We start from the raw sequence: 18,329 nt of genomic DNA on the forward strand, positions 1-18,329 counted from the left end.
ACATAAAACCTATATACAAATGCGCGAAATGACTGCTGAATCGAAAACTTCGAAGCAAAAATTCTGACTCTCGACATCTCAAGGAAAAAGTATGAAACGTATCATCGCATTGACTGGTCTGGCTTGTGCTATTGGGCTGACCAATATGGGCGCGCAAGCTGCCAATTATGTCGCAGGAAAAGACTACCGCGTGCTGGATAACCCAGAGAAAATCAGCGGTGATGCTATTATTGTGCGCGAGTTTTTCTGGTACGGCTGTCCGCATTGCTACAACCTCAATCCATATATGGAAAAATGGGCAAAAACCAAAGACAAAGACGTGGCTTTTTTTAGAACCCCAGCAGCGCTTAATCCCGTTTGGGAAGCCAGTGCCCGTGGTTTTTATGCCGCGCAGCTGTTGGGTTATGAAGATAAGACTCATAATGCGCTATTTGATGCCGTGCATAAAGATGGCAAACAGTTATTTGACCAAGCGTCACTGAGCAAATGGTATGCGTCTAAAGGCGTCAACGAAAAGAAATTTAACAGCCTTTATAACTCATTTGCCGTTGGTACAAAAATTGGTCGCTCACAAGCAGGCGCCAAGCGTTATCAGCTTTCAGGCGTACCAGCAGTAGTCGTACAAGGTAAATATGTGGTGACGGGTGAAAGCGCTACCGTCCCTAAAGTGGTTGATTATTTGGTCGATAAAGTACGTGCCGAGAAAAAATAACTTAAACGGCAGAGATTATTAAAAGACACACATTTATTAAAACGCCAAAAGCCAATCGTTAAGATTGGCTTTTTTTTCGAGTCATGTTCCGTTTTAACCTAAATGATTAGCTTTTAAGCTGCGATAATATGGCCACTTCACGAATATAACTGGCCAAGTCTTCTTTTGATTCTGCCATTAGCTCGTCGTCTTGTATGTGCTTGGCGTACTCAATCCAAAGTAGCAGCTGATACAGGCTATTACGCTCGGACGCCTTGTATTGTTTGACGAACTGTTTAAGCGTGCTTTCATCATTGATGTTTAAGCGCTCAATCCAGCTTTCAATTTTAGAGATCTGCTCTTTTGGGAAAAAAGCGTCGAACAAGGCTTTGACAAGTTCGTGGCGATTTTCTTCACTGATAAGTTTGCCGACACGTTTGGTTTGGCGATTGCGCGCGTTAGCACTGGTGATATCGGCAAGCGCCATCAGCTCCGCCATAAAATAATCACTGGCTGGCAATGCTTTCAGTTGCTTTTTCGATAAGCTGGCAAGCGGTATCGACAATGCTTGTAAGCGCTCATGAGCTTTTTTGAGCTCTGTGCGCGAGACGCGCATATCTTGTTCTGACCAGTCAATCATAAAAGCTTTCCATTTTTCGAGATAGTAAATAGTAGAGTGTAATGAAACACGTTAATTGCGTGTTGCCATTTAAACCTTGTAGCTGAACCATTGCAGTCATTAGGCATTAAAACTCGCCATTACCAACGATGCTTTTCGCGGTGTTTGGCCGTAACGGTTAAACCTTTGGGCAAACTGGCGGACAGTTTATCTTGTAAATGCTTGGTAATAAATACCGAGCGATGCTTGCCGCCGGTGCAGCCAATCGCGACCGTCACCGTGTGGCGGTTGTTATGTAAAAAATTTGGTAACCAACGACTGAGAAAAGTAGCGATATCTTCAGTCATCTCAGCCACTTCTGGATAATCAGCAAAAAACTCAGCGACCTCAGCATCGAGACCTGTCGCCGCTTGCAGCTTCGGATTCCAGTGCGGATTGGGCAAAATGCGCACATCAAAAACAAAGTCAGCATCGATTGGACTGCCATATTTAAAGCCAAACGATAACAGATTAATGGCGATTTGATTATCGGCCCCAACATAATCGCGCAGACGCTCTTTTAACTGATGAATGTTCAGCATACTGGTGTCGATTTTAAGGTCAGCCTGCTTAAATATCGGTTGCAAAAGCTGGCTTTCTTTTTCGATCGCCGCTGGCAAATTATCGACCGTATTTTCTACGCCTTTGCTATCTTGCACCATTAAAGGATGAATACGGCGGGTGGCATTAAAGCGCGCCACCAAGATATCCTCTTGCGCCGTCACGTATATTACCGTAACCGCCTCTTCGCCATACGTTTGCTTTAAGACATCATGAGTGGCAGCGAAATTGGACAAATCGGCGCGCGGCGTGCGAATATCGACCCCAAGGGCGACGCGTTTAATCCCGCTATCGCAAACCAGCCTTTGCGCCGCTTCAGGAACCAATGATAAAGGCAGATTATCAATAGAATAATAGCCCAAATCCTCTAGGATATTGAGTACGGAGGTTTTGCCAGACCCCGAACGTCCTGATACTACTAAGATACTTAATCTGTCTTTATTTGCGCTGCTAGCGGATGCTGGCCTGGCTAGCTTGGCGGGCTTAGCTAAATTGTCATTTGGCGGTGTTTGTTCATTACCTGATTTGGCTTGCTTGTCGTCCTTATTTGCACTCATAATCCGTCATCCTCATGCATTGCGTCCGGCAATTTCCTCTGTCATGATGGCAGCTTTACTGTCACCAATTGATTGTCTAACAAACGTGCACGCCCCAGCCAAGCAGCAACCAAAATCACCAAATCTTGCTGATTTTCCTCTAAACTTGCCTGCAAATTGTCTGCTTTTAAAGCATCGAGCTGAGCCGTTTTTAGGTCTAAATAATCAACCGTAAAACCCGCGTCAGTAATACGCGCTTTAGCCGCAGCCAATAAAGGCTCAACGCCTTGTTCGCTATATTTACCATTTTTGAGTTGCTCGGCTAAGCGTTGCAATTCTTGATGGAGCACCGGCGCTATTTTGCGCTCAGCGTCGCTTAAATACTGATTACGTGACGATAAGGCTAAACCATCCTCTGCTCGCACGATAGGCGCGCCTATGATCTCAATCGGATAGCTTAAATCACGCACCAATTGCTGAATAATGGCCAATTGCTGGTAATCTTTTTGGCCAAATACTGCTACATCTGGCTGGACGATATTAAATAATTTAGAGACAACAATGCCAACCCCATCAAAATGTCCAGGACGCGACTGCCCACATAGCTGGCTGGTAATTGCGCCAGCGCGAACTGACGTTGGCGGCGGTAACACCGGATACATCTCGTCAATACTTGGCGCAAATACATAGTCCGCATCAACGGTGGCAAGCTTGGCAACATCGTCCTCTAGCGTGCGCGGATAACTATCGAAGTCCTCTCCTTCGCCAAATTGGGTAGGATTGACAAAGATACTCACGACCACAATATCAGCATGCTGCTTGGCAAGCTTTACCAGCTCAAGATGGCCATCATGCAGATTGCCCATCGTTGGCACTAAGGCAATGCGCTGGCGACCGTAATAAGGCGTTAAAGCATGACGCAGCGCTGAGATATGATGATGTATGATTGGCATGGTTAATACTTCTTATGCTAATAGCTTTTTTACTGAAAATCGTGAAGTCACTAAATAAAATATGGCCTACTTTAACAAGCCTAGCTAAATTGATGCTGCTCAGTGGGAAAGCTGCCATCGCGTACCGATTGGTGATACAGGGCAAAGGCGCCTTCGATACTGTGCGCACCATTACGTTCATCGGTTAAAAAGTCATGGACAAAGCGCGGCACGCGGCCATGTACCATACCCAGCATGTCATGCATGACTAAGACTTGACCATCGGTATCGGCACCAGCACCAATCCCGATGACGGGCACGGCAACCGCCTCTGTAACGGCTTTGGCAAGCTCAGCAGGAACACATTCTAACACCAAAAGCGCAGCACCAGCAGCAACCACGGCTTTAGCATCAGCAAGCAGTTTTTCCGCCGCCTCATCACCGCGGCCTTGGATTTTATAACCACCAAAGACATTGACCGATTGCGGCGTCAGCCCTAAATGCACACAAGTCGGCGTACCAGCTTGCGCCAACGTTTTGACCAAATCACAAAGCTCACTGCCGCCTTCAATTTTAATCACATGCGCGCCCGCCTGCATCAGCTTGCGGCTATTGGCAATGGCTTCTGGCAACGTCACATAGCTCATAAACGGCAAGTCCGCTAAAATAAGCGCATGGTTATTACTACGGGCAATATTTGCCGTATGATAAGCCATATCGTCAACGGTAACTGGCAAGGTTGAATCATGACCTTGCACCACCATGCCAAGACTATCCCCAATCAAAATCGCATCAATCTGCGCTTTATCCATCATGCGCGCAAACATCGCGTCATAGCAGGTCAGACAGGTGAATTTGGTGCCGTCTTTTTTAAACTTATTTAAAGTAGATAACGTCGTCATATAACCCTCAATGCTATTAACTATCTATGGCTTTTGCTGCTGTGATAAAATGCATACCGATTTTAAATATCTTTAGTAAGCCGCCTATTTCTACTTTGGCTATAGTTCTAATTCAGTTCTAGGAGCTTTAATCCCGTCCAATCGTTACTCGGCGGGTAATTCGCTATTGGCTTGTTTAAAATAATTAGCTCTGGCGCCAACTCTCGTAGCGGCATCAAGACAAAATTGCGCTCATACAAGCCTGCATGCGGTATGGTTAATTGCGGCTCTGAGATTTCGTTATCACCATACAATAAAATATCGACATCAAGGCTGCGCTCACCCCAGCGGCGCAGGCGGGCGCGTTTGGCTTGCTGCTCCAACGCTTGACAAAAACTAAGCAATTCAAATGCTGTTAAAGTGGTGTCAAAACCTGCAACCGCGTTAACAAAATCAGGCTGATCTTGCGGCCCCATTGGCACTGAAGCATAGAAAGAAGACACACGTACTGTGCGTATCTGCTCATGTTCTCGCATCGTTTTAATGGCTTGTTGCAGATGCTCTACTGGCGAACCTAGCTCGTTTTCTAGATTACTGCCTAGACCTACATAGCAGGTAATCCAAGTCGTGCCGTCACGATTATTGTTATCGCTAGTATCATCACTAGTAACAAAGTGCGCGTTCATAATTATCACTTTATTTTATGGTTTTATAACAAGCCTAGCCGTTGTTAACGCTTGGCTGACGGCGGCGACGCTTTGACGGCACAGGGCCTTTATCGTTATTGGTGTTAATAATAGCTGCCTGGCTTTTCGTCGTCTGAGTTTTGACGGTTGGGTTCTTAGCATCCTGACTGGCTTTAGCAGACTTTTTAGAAACGGTGTTTGTGTCCTCAGCAAACTGCGGTGCGGGTTTAGGCGCTTTCCTCTCGTACTTGGCAGCCTTTGCCGTTTGTTCTTTACGCTCAACTGGTTTTGCCTCTACGCTACTGCTATTGTCGGCGCTATTTTTACTGTTGTCGTTACTACTGCTGTCTACAGTAGGCTGACGACGGCGACGTTTATAAGGTATTGGCTCGTTATTTATGCTGACGAGCGCGGGAGCTTGGGCCACTGTGCGCTTAGTATCCGCTGTTGTAGCGGGGTCTGACTTGCTAGAAACAGGCTTACTAGTAACATACTTGGCATCGGCTTGTTTTACTTCTGCATTCTGCTGCTGAGCTTGCTTATCAGCTTTGTCAGAGATACCTGACTGACGTTCTATCGCTGCTTTCTTAACTTTGGCGTTTTCAGTATTTGTACTTTGCGCTACAGCTGCTTGCTCGGAATTAGAAGCAAATTCCGGCTTTTCGTCACTTGGCAATTGTTTACGCAGCGGCGGCACAACCTTTTCATGCTCGATGACAAATAACGGCGCTGGTTTTATATCTTGGCGCTTATTTGTCGCTTGCTTATCAGTATTCGCCAGTGATAATTGCTGCAATTGTGCAAGCTCATGACTGTCTTGTGTTGCCTGCTGCTTATCATAACCGTTATGACGAGCACTGTTACTACGACTGTCATTATTGATATCGTTATCAACCTGTTTGTCAGAAGAGTGACTAGCAGCGCGGCGGCGACGTGATGGCACGTCTGACGCATCATTCATAAGCGCGGGCTTGGCACTGCCATTGCGATATGCTTTGTCTTGTTGATCGTTTTCTATGTGATTTACCTTAGCATTAGCGTTCGAGCTTTGCTGTTTTTGACGATTACGTCCGCGACCACGCTGCCCTTGCTTATAAGCGCCGCGACGAATATTTTCATCAAAATCGTCAATCGCTTGCTGCTGCTGCTGTTCGGTCAAAGTTTGATAATTTTGCCACCACTCGCCCATACCATTGGTCGATTCTGATAGTGGATGCTCGGCATCGCCGCATTGCTCGCGCAATAACAAGAAATCAAAAGCAGCGCGGAAACGTGGGTGCTCAGACAACTGGACAATTTGTTTGCTACGCGGCGCCGCCAATTTTGGCTGCAATATCCAAATATCACGGATAAACTGCTCCGCAAATTTTGGAATGGCGGTCTTGATACGTTGACGGTCGATGACTTTGCCCGCTGCATGCAGCTGTGCGTCAGCAAAAGGCATGTTGCGCTTTTTGGCTTTTTCTAATTGATGGAGATAATTTTCCCACAGCAACGCGGCATAAAAGAAAGCAGGGTTGATACTTTTGCCAGCGGCGATACGTTTATCGGTATTAATGGCGACTTGTTTGACCAACGCACTTGGTTCAGCAGGCGGATAAATAATCAAACTATCCATCGCCCCAGATTCAAATAATAGCGGCAATAATGGTACCAAATAACCACCAGTAAACATCTTTTGCGTTTCATCATACAGACGATGCGGAGAGATTTGCTCCAGCAGCGCCCAATTGTCATCGTGGAACTGCGCGGCGAGTTCACTATCAAAGTCAAAACCCAACTTTGCTTTAAATCGTAGGGCTCGCAGCAATCTGACTGGATCCTCTTCGATACGCGTCGGCGCATTGCCTAATAAGCGAATAATTTTATTATCGATGTCTTCCAGCGCCCCGCAAAAATCATGCACCACGCCTTTGAGTGGCTGATAATAAAGCGCGTTAATAGAAAAGTCGCGACGGGCAAAGTCTTGTTTGATATCGCCCCAGACATTGTCGCGCAAAATCATCCCATCTTGATTGGTGTTGGCATTATTGAGCGGCGGACCACGAAACGTCGCCACTTCGATGAGCTCGCGACCAGAGTAAACATGCGCCAATTGGAAACGTCGTCCAATAATACGGCAGCGCTTGCCAAAGACGTCTTTAATCTCATGAGGCTTGGCATCAGTGACCGCGTCAAAGTCTTTTGGACGCAGGCCTAGCAAGGTATCGCGCACGCCGCCACCGACGATATAAGCATCAAACCCAGCTCGGGTTAGGGTAGCTATCACTTCGGTAATGGAATTGGGTAATTCAGATTTATTCAGTTCTAACTGCTTGGCGGCACGCTCGGCCATGCATCTACTCCTCGCCTTTATTCTTAACCACCTTTGATGAACACAGCATCTAGCAGGCGGATGTATCTGCTAGTTTAACAAATTTTGACCATGGTGGGTGTGTTATGACATTTACTTACATGCTATTTTGTCAATATTGGGGTCAATTTACTAAAAATAAAGGGCTTAATCTTGCACGCTTAAACGCTGGCGATTTTTCTCAACGGTTTTTGCTCCGATGCCTTTTACCTTTGTTAATTCATCAACCGTTTTAAAACCGCCAAACATCTCACGATATAAAATAATCGCCTGCGCTTTACTGCTGCCAATACCGTTTAATGCCACCAGCTCCGCTTCTGTGGCGCGATTGATATTAATGCTGGTCTGCGCGCGCGCTTGGCTTTGCGCCGTTTCTTGTGATAGCAGATAATCATAAGCACTTTGGGCATTATTAAAACATGGTGCAGCTAGAACCTGATTAGATAGCATAAGAATGATAAAAAATATGCCTATTAAAAAAATAACCCATTTTTTAAGCAAATCAGCGGGCGAGCATTTAATGAATGACCGTCTAATGAATGTCCATTTAACAGGTGACGATTTATTAGTCGCGTTCATGTTGTTTCGCCGCGTCCCATAAGGCGTCCATCTCATCAATGTTACTGTCCTCGACACACTTGCCAGCGGCGGCCAATTGCTCTTCAATATAACCAAAGCGCGATTTGAATTTATGCACACAGGTTAACGTTGCAGTTTCAGCGTCGAGGTTTAGTTTACGCGCGACATTGACCAGCGCAAACATACAATCGCCGAGCTCTTTTTCAATATCGCTCATATTGGCTTTGATTTCGGTTTTTGATTTATCGGTCAGCTCGCTTTTTAATTCAGCAATTTCTTCTTCGAGTTTATCAAATGCGCCGCTGACCCCTTCCCAATCAAAACCCAACTTTGACGCTTGCTTTTGTACTTCCTGCGCTTGCATCAGCGCACTACCCGCCTTGATATTGTCCAAACGTCGTTTTGGCTTGCCACGTGCGGCGCGGGCTTGGTTTTCCTCTGCCTTAATCTCATCCCAGCGTTCTTTGACCGCGGCATCGTCTTTTAGCGTTTCTGCCTCAAACACATGCGGATGCCGACGAATCAATTTCTCTTGCAAGGTCGTCATCACATCACTCATATCAAAGCGACCTTGCTCAGCATATATTTGACAATGAAAAATCACTTGTAAGAGTACATCGCCAAGCTCGCCTTTGATGTCTTCATCATCATCGCTTTGTACCGCCTCGCCGAGCTCATAGGCTTCTTCGATGGCATACGGAATAAGGCTATGATTACTTTGTTTTTTATCCCACGCACAGTCGACCCGCAGCCGCGCCATTAACGCCAATAAATCGTCCAATTCACCACTGGCCGCTGGCACGCCTTGCACAGGCGTAGGCGCTGAGACTTGTTTGTCATGTTTGTCAGTCGACGGTTTTGCATTATCATTTTGAGTGTGTTTTTTATTATTTATCATGTCTGGATTATTCATAAAGGAGCTCTCTGAAAGGGGTTCTTTGACTTTAATGGCAAAGGCAACAAAATATGGCTGAGTTTATCGTTATGGTAGCGTTAGTGTATCATTGAACGCGGATTAGCTTATAATCGTGTGACCGACTTAATTATTATCTCACTGCTAAAACGCAAGGATTTTATCGTTATGCCCACCTCTGATACTACTCAACATACAAACTATAAAACACCGCAATTTCCCTTTGCGCCGATTAAAATTGATTCATTTAAAGCTTACGATATTCGCGGCGAGCTTGGCGTCAATCTCGATGAAGACATCGCTTATCGTATCGGACGCGCCTTTGCGCAGATTTTATTTGAGCGTTATAGCGCATCAGATAGCCCAGCTGATCTTAAAGGTTTACAGCCTGCTATTGTTATTGGTAGCGATATTCGCCACTCCAGCGAGCAGTTAAAACAAGCGGCCATCAAAGGTATGTTGGACGCGGGCGTCGATGTGATTGATTTGGGCATGACCGGTACAGAAGAGGTGTATTTTGCCACCAGTTATTATCAAGCGCTGGGCGGTATCGAAGTCACTGCCAGTCATAATCCGATTAATTATAATGGCTTAAAGCTGGTAAAGGAACACTCAAAACCGATTAGCGCCGATGATGGTTTGGCAGAGATTCAGGCGCTGGCGCAATCTGGTCAATTTAATACAAATAATACGCAAGGCAATTTACAATTACGAGCAGATAAAAGCGCTTATATCGACCATGTCATGAGTTTTATTGATGTTGATAAATTAAAACCGCTTAAATTGGTTATGAACTCTGGTAATGGTAGCGCCGGTCCCGTCGTCGACTTGTTAGTCGACAAGCTGACCCAAGCTGGCGCGCCGATTGAAGTGATTAAACTGCATCACACGCCTGATGGCAGCTTTCCAAACGGCATCCCCAATCCTATGATTGAGGCCAATCGAACCGTCACTCAGCAGGCGGTATTAGACCATAAAGCGGATCTTGGTATTGCCTTTGATGGCGATTTTGACCGCTGCTTTTTGTTCGATGAATACGGTGAATTTATCGATGGTAGTTATGTCGTTGGTATGCTCGCGCAGGCGTTTTTAAATAAATACCAACATCAAGAGCAGAGCGTGTCAATCGTCTATGACCCGCGGGTGATTTATAATACCGAAGCCGTCATACGTGAGCACAATGGCACGGCGGTTATTAGCAAATCTGGGCATTCATTTATCAAACAAGTCATGCGTGATTCTGGCGCGGTCTATGGTGGCGAGATGTCCGCCCACCATTATTTCCGTGATTTTTTCTACTGTGATAGCGGCATGATTCCGTGGCTGTTGACCATTGAGTTATTGTCGATTACCGGTAAGACGCTATCAGAATTGGTTAGCGGCTATATTGCGGCCTATCCAAGCTCAGGCGAGCTAAATTTTCATTTGACCACGCATGATGCAAAGGCAATTATCAGCGCCATTGAAGACAAGTTTAGCGCCGAAAATCCAACCAAATCGACGCTTGATGGTTTAAGCCTGAATTTTGGCGACTGGCGTTTTAATTTACGTGCTTCCAATACAGAACCACTCATTAGGCTAAACATCGAAAGTCGTGGTGATAAGCAATTATTAGCCAGCAAAACGCAAGAAATACAGCACTGGCTTGCCACCCAAGGCGCTGTCTCTGCTTAGGATTTTGGCCTATCTATCTATTGATAAAATAAGCGCCTGCTAATCTTAGATTAACAGGCGCTTATTATGTGTTATAAGTTTCAAAACTGTCTTATTTAAAGGCTAACTTTACAGTTGATAAATCCCATCACTTAGCGCGACCAATCCCTATATAGTCTCCCACTAAACTCTCGACCTGCTGCCGTGACAAGGCATTGCGCGCATCAAATATAGGTATCGCTTGCTCATTAAGCTTAGCAGTATTTAGTCTGTTTTCTGGTAACCAACTGATAATAAAAATCGCCTGCGCCGCTTTAAGCTGCTGATACGGACTGGCAATCAATTCAAGCAAAGACTGCTCTCCATAAAGCTCGGCAAGCTCCGTCCATGCTTTATCACTATAGACCAGCGTACGGATATTATAAGACCACAGCAGCGCTAGCAATGGATGAATGGCGGATTCTGCCGTGCGTCCCGAGCCCGCCTTGTAACTACCGCCCCAAATAATCACCGTTTTATTATCGATAAACCCATCAAAGTATTGCCAAAATTTGCGAAAAATCAGCTCTTTTTGATCTTCGTTGATATGGATGACGGACTGTAATAGCGGCATAGCCAGGCTTTTTTCTGTACTCGACTGCTGCAACTTAACCAGCTCAGTTGGGAGCGTATTACCGCCAAATCCCCAGCCCGCTTGCAAGTAGCTACTGCCGACGCGCTCATCAAGTCCCATGATGTGGCTGACCTGCTGGATATCGACCTGTTGACTGTCAGCCAAGCGCGACATCTCATTCATAAAGCTGACCCTTGTGGCAAGCATCGCCATGATACTACTACGGGCAAATTCTATGGTCGCAATATCGGCTTGATGAAAGGCGCGCGCATGCTGCATTAAAGATTGCAGCATACTTAAATGATGGCTGCTATTTGGCGTTTTTTCACCAAGCAACAACAGCGATGGATTTAACATCGAACTATAAGCGTCGCCGTCTTTTAAAAACACGAACGGCACATAATAAACCCACGCGCGCTGCAACTGCTTGGACAAGGCAGCAACTGCCCCTAACCGCTTTATGCCACTCATGATGAGCGGCAACGTTTGCTCATGACTGTGATTAAAGGCGGTAATCCAGCTGTCTTCTTGCCATACTGGGCTGATACTGTCTAAAAACAACCAATACAGCGAAACTGCTTTTTGCTCAGCAATTCTTCCTTTCTCATCATTGCTATCATTGCTATCACTCTTATTATCGTCATAACCATTATGCTGATTTGATTGTTCATAGCGCTGTAGTAGCTTATCAGCGCTATCTGGTAAAGGATAACTGAGAATCTGCTGCTGCTGTACATACATCTGCCACAGCGCCTGCAAATGATGCTCAAAACCATATTGCTGTAATTGCTGCGTCAACATGTCTTTGTCCGCATAAAAATGCACCGCATGACCGAGACTTGCCAGCACTACCGCACTGGTAATGGCCTCGATACTGTGACCGACAACGACGCAAACGCTGGTTTTTGTAGCGGATGGATTAAACACGTTTGATGCAGATCGGGACTTGTGTGTCTCTAGTTTATCTATAGCAGCAGCGCTCATAAGGTGACCTTTTATTGTTAGGAAGTTAGCAGCGTTGATAATGTAGTAGCATGGTTAAGTTGGCAGTGGCTCTATTAAGACAACAGTTTGATATGCTGCAGTAGCTGATTTGTCGAGGTGTCAAATTGCTCATCACCGCCTTGCTGCATGGCGGTGTGTACCGACTCTGCCATGCGCTTACCCATCTCAACGCCCCATTGATCAAACGGGTTGATATCCCAAATGCTTGCCATGACGTAAACCTTGTGCTCATAAAGCGCAATCAGCTCGCCCAGACTATGCGGGGTCAGCTCATCGATAAGGAGCGTGGTTGATGGCTGATTGCCGCGGTAATACTTATATTTATCAGCAGAAGAAACCGCTTTAACATCACCATCAGCAATAGCAGCATTACCAAACGCCAGCACCCGACTTTGCGCCAGACAGTTGGCCAAAGACAATTCGTGCTGCTGCTGTAGTGACTCATTTGTGGTGCTGTCACTATAACGCCGGACGCAAGCGATAAAATCACAAGACACTTGCTGCGTCCCTTGATGCAAGAGCTGATAAAAAGCGTGCTGCGCGTTTGAGCCAATCTCGCCCCACAAAATTGGGCACGTATCATAATCCAAGCGCCCGCCATACTGCGTCACCGATTTGCCATTACTTTCCATCTCAAGCTGGGTCAAATAACTTGGCAAATACTCCAAACGCCCATCATAAGGCAGCACGGTATGCGCATTGACTTGCAAAAAGGTACTGTTCCAAACGGCAAGTAAACCTAAGAGTACCGGTAGATTTTCGGCAAAATCCGCTTGGGCAAAATGCTCATCCATACTATGAGCGCCCGCCAACAGCTCTTTAAACCTAGCCATGCCGATACGAATGGCAATGGCAAGCCCAATCGCCGACCATAATGAAAAACGCCCGCCAACCCATTCCCAAAGCTGCAATTGATGCTCAGGATGAATGCCCCAGGCACTCATTTTTTCACAATTGGCCGACACGCCGATAAAATGGCGGCGTAACACACTGTCTTCCGTACCAGCGCGCAGCTTAGATGTCGCAAGCAGCCATGACAGCGCAGTTTTGGCATTCGACAGCGTATCAACGGTGCCAAAGGATTTGGAGGAGATAATAAATAATGTGGTTTCAGGGTTTAAATGCTTTAGCAAATTATCAAGCTGCGTGCCATCCATGTTGGAGACAAAATGCACCTCAATGTCGGTATCTGCCCACTCATCAAGCGCAGTAGTGGCCATCAGCGGGCCTAAATCAGAGCCGCCAACGCCGATATTAACGACATCCGTAATCGCCTTACCCGAAAACCCGCGCCACGTACCATTGCGTACGCGCTCTGACAGCCTTTCTACCCGCGCCAAGCTCTCGTGCACATCAGCAACGACATTTTGCTCGCTTACTTGTAACGTTGCCGTGGACGGCAAGCGTAACGCGGTATGCAGTGCTGCACGCTCCTCACTGGTATTGACCATTGCCCCTTGTAGCAAGGATTTAATACGAACAGATAACTCACAGCTATCCGCTAAGCCAAGCAAATTGCTTAACACACGCTCATCAATACACTGCTTGCTATAGTCCATATATAGCGCACCCGCTTGCGTGCTAAAACGGGTCGTACGCTCACTATCTTGCGCGAACAATGTCGCAAGCGACCAAGGCTGCTCCGCCAGCTGACACAAATGCTGCCAGTACTCGGAGTGGCGGGCACTGTTACATTTTTTATTAATAGTTATCGCATCCATGAGCTATTTATCGTCCTTTAATTGCTGCTCGGCAAAATATATAAACGCTTGCATATACGAGCGCATATCGCCTGCATCATAACTGTCGCCGCGCATGGTCGTGACATTGACCCCATATTGGCTAATTAACGCGTCAATCGCATCGGTCAGTTGAATCTCACCGCCAACCGACGCTCTAGTATTAGCCAGGTAATCAAAAATTTGATTACTAAATACATAGCGACCAACGACCGCCAATTTTGAAGGCGCATCGGCTAAGTTTGGCTTTTCGACAAAACCTGCCACCTTAAAGCTCGCATTGATATCCGCCTGCTCGATGTCACTTTTATCACTTAACTGGGCGATACCATATTTATGTACGTCTTCATCAGCGACTTCATTAACCAATATTTGTGAATGCTTGTCTTTAGCAAACGCTGCAATCATAAACGCCAAGTTGTCAGTTGCCATATCGGTGGTAAATGGGTCAAGCACCACATCGGGCAGCAGCACGGCAAAATCATGTTCACCAATGATTGGACGTGCCGCCAATACCGCATGTCCCAATCCTAGCGGCTTGCCTTGACGTATCATAGAAACCGTTACGTCCTCTGGTAACCAATTTAAGCTATCGGCTAACGCGTCTTTGCCCTTTTGACGCAATTGGTTGTCCAATTCAGCATTGATATCAAAGTAGTTTTCAATCGCACTTTTTTGCGCATGACCGACCAAAACGATGTGTTTGATACCAGCAGCAATCGCTTCTTCAACGACGTAATGAATCGCGGGGCGATTGCCAAGTGGTAACAGCTCTTTTGGTACCGATTTAGATAAAGGCAGCATACGAGTGCCAAAGCCGGCAACGGGAATAACAGCGTGAGTGATTTTTTTCATAATTTTTAGACTGTATTAAAAAATGGAAGGTAAAAGATAAGTTTAACAATTACTAAGCGCTATGATAGCCACGGGGATTTTTGCTTTGCCAACGCCACGTATCTTGACACATCTCAGTGATAGACAGTTTCGCTTCCCAGTTTAATAAATCCTTTGCTTTATCAGCGCTGGCATAACAGCTGGCAATATCGCCTGCGCGGCGAGCAGAAAACTGATAAGGAATGTCTTGCCCTGATACTTCAGAAAAAGCCGTGACCAATTCTAAAACAGACGTTCCCTTACCCGTTCCAAGGTTAATGGGTAAAAAGCCTATGGTGCTATTTTTATTTGCGCTTTCTTTATCCGAGCAATCTTTCGTTAATCCTTTTTGCTGCTCTAGATAATTAAGCGCCGCGACATGCCCTTGGGCAAGGTCAGTAACATGGATAAAGTCACGGACCCCCGTACCATCTACGGTAGCGTAATCATTACCAAAAATGCTGAGTTTTTTAAGCTTCCCGACCGCGACTTGGGAGATATAAGGCATCAAATTATTGGGAATATCATTGGGATCTTCGCCAATTTGTCCAGATGGATGGGCGCCTACGGGATTAAAGTATCTAAGCGCAATCAGGTTCCAGCCCTCATCGGTGGCTGCCAAATCCTGCAGCATATGCTCGACCATCAGTTTGCTTTGACCATAAGGATTGGTACAAGAACGCTTTGCGCTCTCATCAATCGGTAGTACGTCAGGATCGCCGTAAACAGTGGCAGAAGAGGAAAAAACCAAATTCTTAACATTGGCCGCTGCCATGACTTCCAATAAAGTAATCGTACCGCTGACGTTATTGTTGTAATACAGTAAGGGTTTGGCCACAGATTCACCAACGGCCTTTAAACCAGCAAAGTGCATCACACCAAAGATTTGATGCTCGGTAAAGACTTGCTTTAGTAGCTCAGCATCTCGGATATCGCCTTCAATAAACTCGATTGATTGCCCAATAAGGGTAGAGACACGGCGTACCGCTTCGCGGCTACTATTAGACAAGTTGTCGTATACCACAATATCATACCCTGCCTCATGCAAGGCTATACAAGTGTGCGAGCCGATATATCCGGCGCCGCCTGTTACCAATATCTTGTTTTTCATAATTTTTTAATTTTAGTCAAAGAAAAGTTATTTTTAGAATAAAAAAAGACACCCCATTGTAGGAGTGCCTTCTATTTTTTTCAACGCTGATTTGGTAGTAGGTTACCGTTTGATACCTAAATTACCAACCAGTAACTTCTTTTAATTTATCGCCAATTTTTGATGGATCGCGAGTATAAGCAATGCCCGCATCTTCAAAGGCTTTAAATTTCTCTTCAGCAGTACCTTGACCGCCAGAGATAATAGCACCAGCATGGCCCATACGCTTACCAGCAGGCGCAGTCACACCAGCAATATAACCAACGACTGGCTTAGTGACATGCTCTTTGATGTAAGCAGCGGCTTCTTCTTCAGCAGTACCGCCAATTTCACCGATTAGCACGATAGCTTCAGTTTGTGGATCGTCTTGGAACAGTTTTAGCGCATCGATTTGGTTCATACCTGGGATAGGGTCGCCGCCGATACCGATACAAGTTGATTGACCAAAGCCAAGCTTGGTGGTCTGGGCAACGGCTTCATAAGTCAACGTACCAGAGCGTGAGATGATGCCCACTTTACCTGGCAGATGGATATGGCCTGGCATGATACCGATTTTGCACTCACCTGGGGTGATAACGCCTGGGCAGTTTGGACCAACCATGCGCACATCGCCTGCTTCTTCGATATAACGCTTGGCTTTTAGCATATCGATTGTTGGGACGCCTTCAGTGATGACAACGATCAATTTTACGCCTGCATCGACTGCTTCGATGATAGAATCTAGAACAAATGGCGCTGGTACGTAAATCACTGATGCGTCAGCTTGGGTTGCTTCCATCGCCTCTGCCATGGTGTTAAAGACCGGCAAACCTAAGTGCGTTTGACCACCTTTACCTGGGGTTACGCCGCCAACAACTTTGGTGCCATATTCGATGGCTTGTTCAGAGTGGAATGTACCGTTCTTACCAGTAAAACCTTGTACCAATACTTTGGTATCTTTATCAATTAATACACTCATTATTTTTTCCTTATTCGGTTGTCTTGCAATAACAGTTTACTAGTCATTTATCGTTAAATATTAACCACTAATATGCACACTAAAAAACTGCTATCACGCTTTGACTATAATGCTTAAGCGTTTGTTTAAGCGTGTTATCAATAAAACAGCGCTTATTCTCACGGCTCATATTAAAGACTTATGCTTTAACCGCATCGACAATTTTTTGCGCTGCGTCTGCAAGGCCCTGAGCTGAGATAATTTTTACATCAGATTGCTCTAGTAGCTCGGCACCTTTTTCAGCGTTGTTACCTTCTAAGCGAACAACAACAGGAACTTGAACGTTCACTTCTTTAACTGCTTCGATAATCGCTTCTGCAATCATGTCACAACGTACGATACCGCCGAAGATGTTAATTAAAACGCCTTCAACGCTGCTGTCTTCTAGAATGATTTTGAACGCTTCAACCACGCGATCTTTGGTTGCACCGCCGCCAACGTCCAAGAAGTTAGCAGGTTTGCCGCCGTACAGTTTGATGATGTCCATCGTTGCCATGGCAAGACCAGCACCGTTTACCATACAACCGATGTTACCTTCTAGAGCAACATAGTTTAGGTCAAACTCAGCCGCTTTTAGCTCACGCTCATTTTCTTGCGTTTTGTCTTGTAGGGCGGCAATTTTAGGCAAACGATATAGTGCGTTTGAGTCGATACCGATTTTGCCATCAACACAAACGATTTCGCCATTTTCGCGAACCGCTAGTGGGTTAATCTCTAGTAGCGCAAAATCATTTTCTACAAATGCTTGATAAGCACCGGTCATTAATTTTACAAATTGATTGATTTGTTTGCCTTCAAGGCCAAGCTCAAACGCCACTTCACGGGCTTGATAAGGCATGAGACCAACTAATGGGTCAACGCTGACTTTAAAGATTTTTTCTGGGGTTTCGCTTGCAACTTCTTCGATATCAACGCCGCCTTCGGTTGATGCCATAAAAGTAACACGGCGCGTAGAACGATCAACAACCGCGCCAAGATATAGCTCAGTTTGTACTGGATACATGTCTTCTGCAACCAAAACAAAATTCACTGGTTGGCCTTCGGCGTCAGTTTGGAAGGTAACCAAGTTAGTACCGATAAGCTCTTCCGCCACTTGTTTGGCTTCTTCACGAGTTTTAACTAGCTTTACACCGCCAGCTTTACCGCGACCACCCGCATGAACCTGCGCTTTAATAACCGCAATGTCGGTTGGCGTTTTATCAAAAGCAGCAGCTGCTTCGTCGCCATTATGAGCGATGATACCTTCTTGAATGGGCAGCCCGTAGCTTTTTAGTAGCTCTTTTGCTTGATACTCATGTAAATTCATTGATTGTATCCTTTATTTTTTACAATTAATAAAAAGTGAAAACAAGTGCCTAGCAGAATATCTCTGCGGCACTTATGATGACGACGGCCGCTACTTTTATAGGGATAGCGGTCGCACCATCAGGTCAAACTTGATATTTACTCAAACGCCTTTAATGACTTAAAAGCTTTTTGTCTTAAACGCAGTGACTCTTAAACGCCGTG

The 18,329-nt window shown here is 45.7% G+C and carries 16 protein-coding genes; 2 read left to right on the top strand and 14 right to left on the bottom strand.

What is annotated here, in order from left to right; genetic code table 11:
* Positions 1-91 precede the first annotated feature (91 nt).
* Complete coding sequence (locus B4240_RS08635) at positions 92-712, top strand: thiol:disulfide interchange protein DsbA/DsbL (RefSeq protein WP_296238364.1); 621 nt, start codon at positions 92-94, stop codon at positions 710-712.
* Between the two features lie 106 nt (positions 713-818).
* On the opposite strand, the gene yjgA is transcribed toward B4240_RS08635, so the two are convergent.
* The 8 genes from yjgA to mazG form a co-directional block, all read right to left on the bottom strand.
* Positions 819-1,331 carry a ribosome biogenesis factor YjgA gene (gene yjgA / locus B4240_RS08640; RefSeq protein ID WP_296238366.1) on the bottom strand — a complete coding sequence of 171 codons (513 nt, stop codon included), beginning with the start codon at positions 1,329-1,331 and terminating at the stop codon, positions 819-821.
* A 119-nt stretch (positions 1,332-1,450) separates the two neighbouring features.
* Positions 1,451-2,467 carry an RNase adapter RapZ gene (gene rapZ / locus B4240_RS08645; RefSeq protein ID WP_296238368.1) on the bottom strand — a complete coding sequence of 339 codons (1,017 nt, stop codon included), beginning with the start codon at positions 2,465-2,467 and terminating at the stop codon, positions 1,451-1,453.
* Between the two features lie 41 nt (positions 2,468-2,508).
* A complete protein-coding gene (panC, locus tag B4240_RS08650) occupies positions 2,509-3,399 on the bottom strand; it encodes a pantoate--beta-alanine ligase (RefSeq protein WP_296238370.1) in 891 nt (296 codons plus the stop codon).
* Between the two features lie 80 nt (positions 3,400-3,479).
* Positions 3,480-4,280, bottom strand: coding sequence for a 3-methyl-2-oxobutanoate hydroxymethyltransferase (panB, locus tag B4240_RS08655; RefSeq protein ID WP_296238372.1), 801 nt, complete (start codon positions 4,278-4,280; stop codon positions 3,480-3,482).
* 107 nt (positions 4,281-4,387) lie between these two features.
* A complete protein-coding gene (gene folK / locus B4240_RS08660) occupies positions 4,388-4,945 on the bottom strand; it encodes a 2-amino-4-hydroxy-6-hydroxymethyldihydropteridine diphosphokinase (RefSeq protein WP_296238374.1) in 558 nt (185 codons plus the stop codon).
* 34 nt (positions 4,946-4,979) lie between these two features.
* On the bottom strand, positions 4,980-7,280 hold the full coding sequence (gene pcnB, locus B4240_RS08665) for a polynucleotide adenylyltransferase PcnB (RefSeq protein ID WP_296238375.1): 2,301 nt from the start codon (positions 7,278-7,280) through the stop codon (positions 4,980-4,982).
* A gap of 165 nt (positions 7,281-7,445) precedes the next feature.
* On the bottom strand, positions 7,446-7,748 hold the full coding sequence (locus B4240_RS08670; RefSeq protein ID WP_296238377.1) for a ComEA family DNA-binding protein: 303 nt from the start codon (positions 7,746-7,748) through the stop codon (positions 7,446-7,448).
* A 115-nt stretch (positions 7,749-7,863) separates the two neighbouring features.
* Complete coding sequence (gene mazG, locus B4240_RS08675) at positions 7,864-8,790, bottom strand: nucleoside triphosphate pyrophosphohydrolase (protein WP_349679088.1); 927 nt, start codon at positions 8,788-8,790, stop codon at positions 7,864-7,866.
* A gap of 168 nt (positions 8,791-8,958) precedes the next feature.
* Here mazG and B4240_RS08680 point away from each other — a divergent pair, with 168 nt between their 5' ends.
* Positions 8,959-10,464: a phosphomannomutase CpsG gene (locus B4240_RS08680; RefSeq protein WP_296238379.1), complete on the top strand. Its 1,506-nt coding sequence runs from the start codon at positions 8,959-8,961 to the stop codon at positions 10,462-10,464.
* Between the two features lie 127 nt (positions 10,465-10,591).
* On the opposite strand, the gene B4240_RS08685 is transcribed toward B4240_RS08680, so the two are convergent.
* The 6 genes from B4240_RS08685 to sucC form a co-directional block, all read right to left on the bottom strand.
* Positions 10,592-12,040 (bottom strand): UDP-glucose/GDP-mannose dehydrogenase family protein, encoded by a 1,449-nt coding sequence (locus B4240_RS08685; RefSeq protein ID WP_296238381.1) that lies wholly within the window; start codon positions 12,038-12,040, stop codon positions 10,592-10,594.
* 74 nt (positions 12,041-12,114) lie between these two features.
* On the bottom strand, positions 12,115-13,782 hold the full coding sequence (gene pgi, locus B4240_RS08690) for a glucose-6-phosphate isomerase (RefSeq protein WP_296238383.1): 1,668 nt from the start codon (positions 13,780-13,782) through the stop codon (positions 12,115-12,117).
* A 3-nt stretch (positions 13,783-13,785) separates the two neighbouring features.
* Positions 13,786-14,655, bottom strand: coding sequence for a UTP--glucose-1-phosphate uridylyltransferase (locus B4240_RS08695; RefSeq protein WP_296238385.1), 870 nt, complete (start codon positions 14,653-14,655; stop codon positions 13,786-13,788).
* Positions 14,656-14,707: 52 nt separating this feature from the next.
* Complete coding sequence (gene galE, locus B4240_RS08700) at positions 14,708-15,784, bottom strand: UDP-glucose 4-epimerase GalE (protein WP_296238387.1); 1,077 nt, start codon at positions 15,782-15,784, stop codon at positions 14,708-14,710.
* A 121-nt stretch (positions 15,785-15,905) separates the two neighbouring features.
* Positions 15,906-16,781, bottom strand: coding sequence for a succinate--CoA ligase subunit alpha (sucD, locus tag B4240_RS08705; protein ID WP_296238389.1), 876 nt, complete (start codon positions 16,779-16,781; stop codon positions 15,906-15,908).
* 178 nt (positions 16,782-16,959) lie between these two features.
* A complete protein-coding gene (gene sucC, locus B4240_RS08710) occupies positions 16,960-18,126 on the bottom strand; it encodes an ADP-forming succinate--CoA ligase subunit beta (protein ID WP_296238391.1) in 1,167 nt (388 codons plus the stop codon).
* Positions 18,127-18,329: the final 203 nt, after the last annotated feature.

Origin of the sequence: Psychrobacter sp. UBA5136, from assembly GCF_002414005.1 — a bacterium.
In the GTDB taxonomy this organism is placed as follows: domain Bacteria; phylum Pseudomonadota; class Gammaproteobacteria; order Pseudomonadales; family Moraxellaceae; genus Psychrobacter.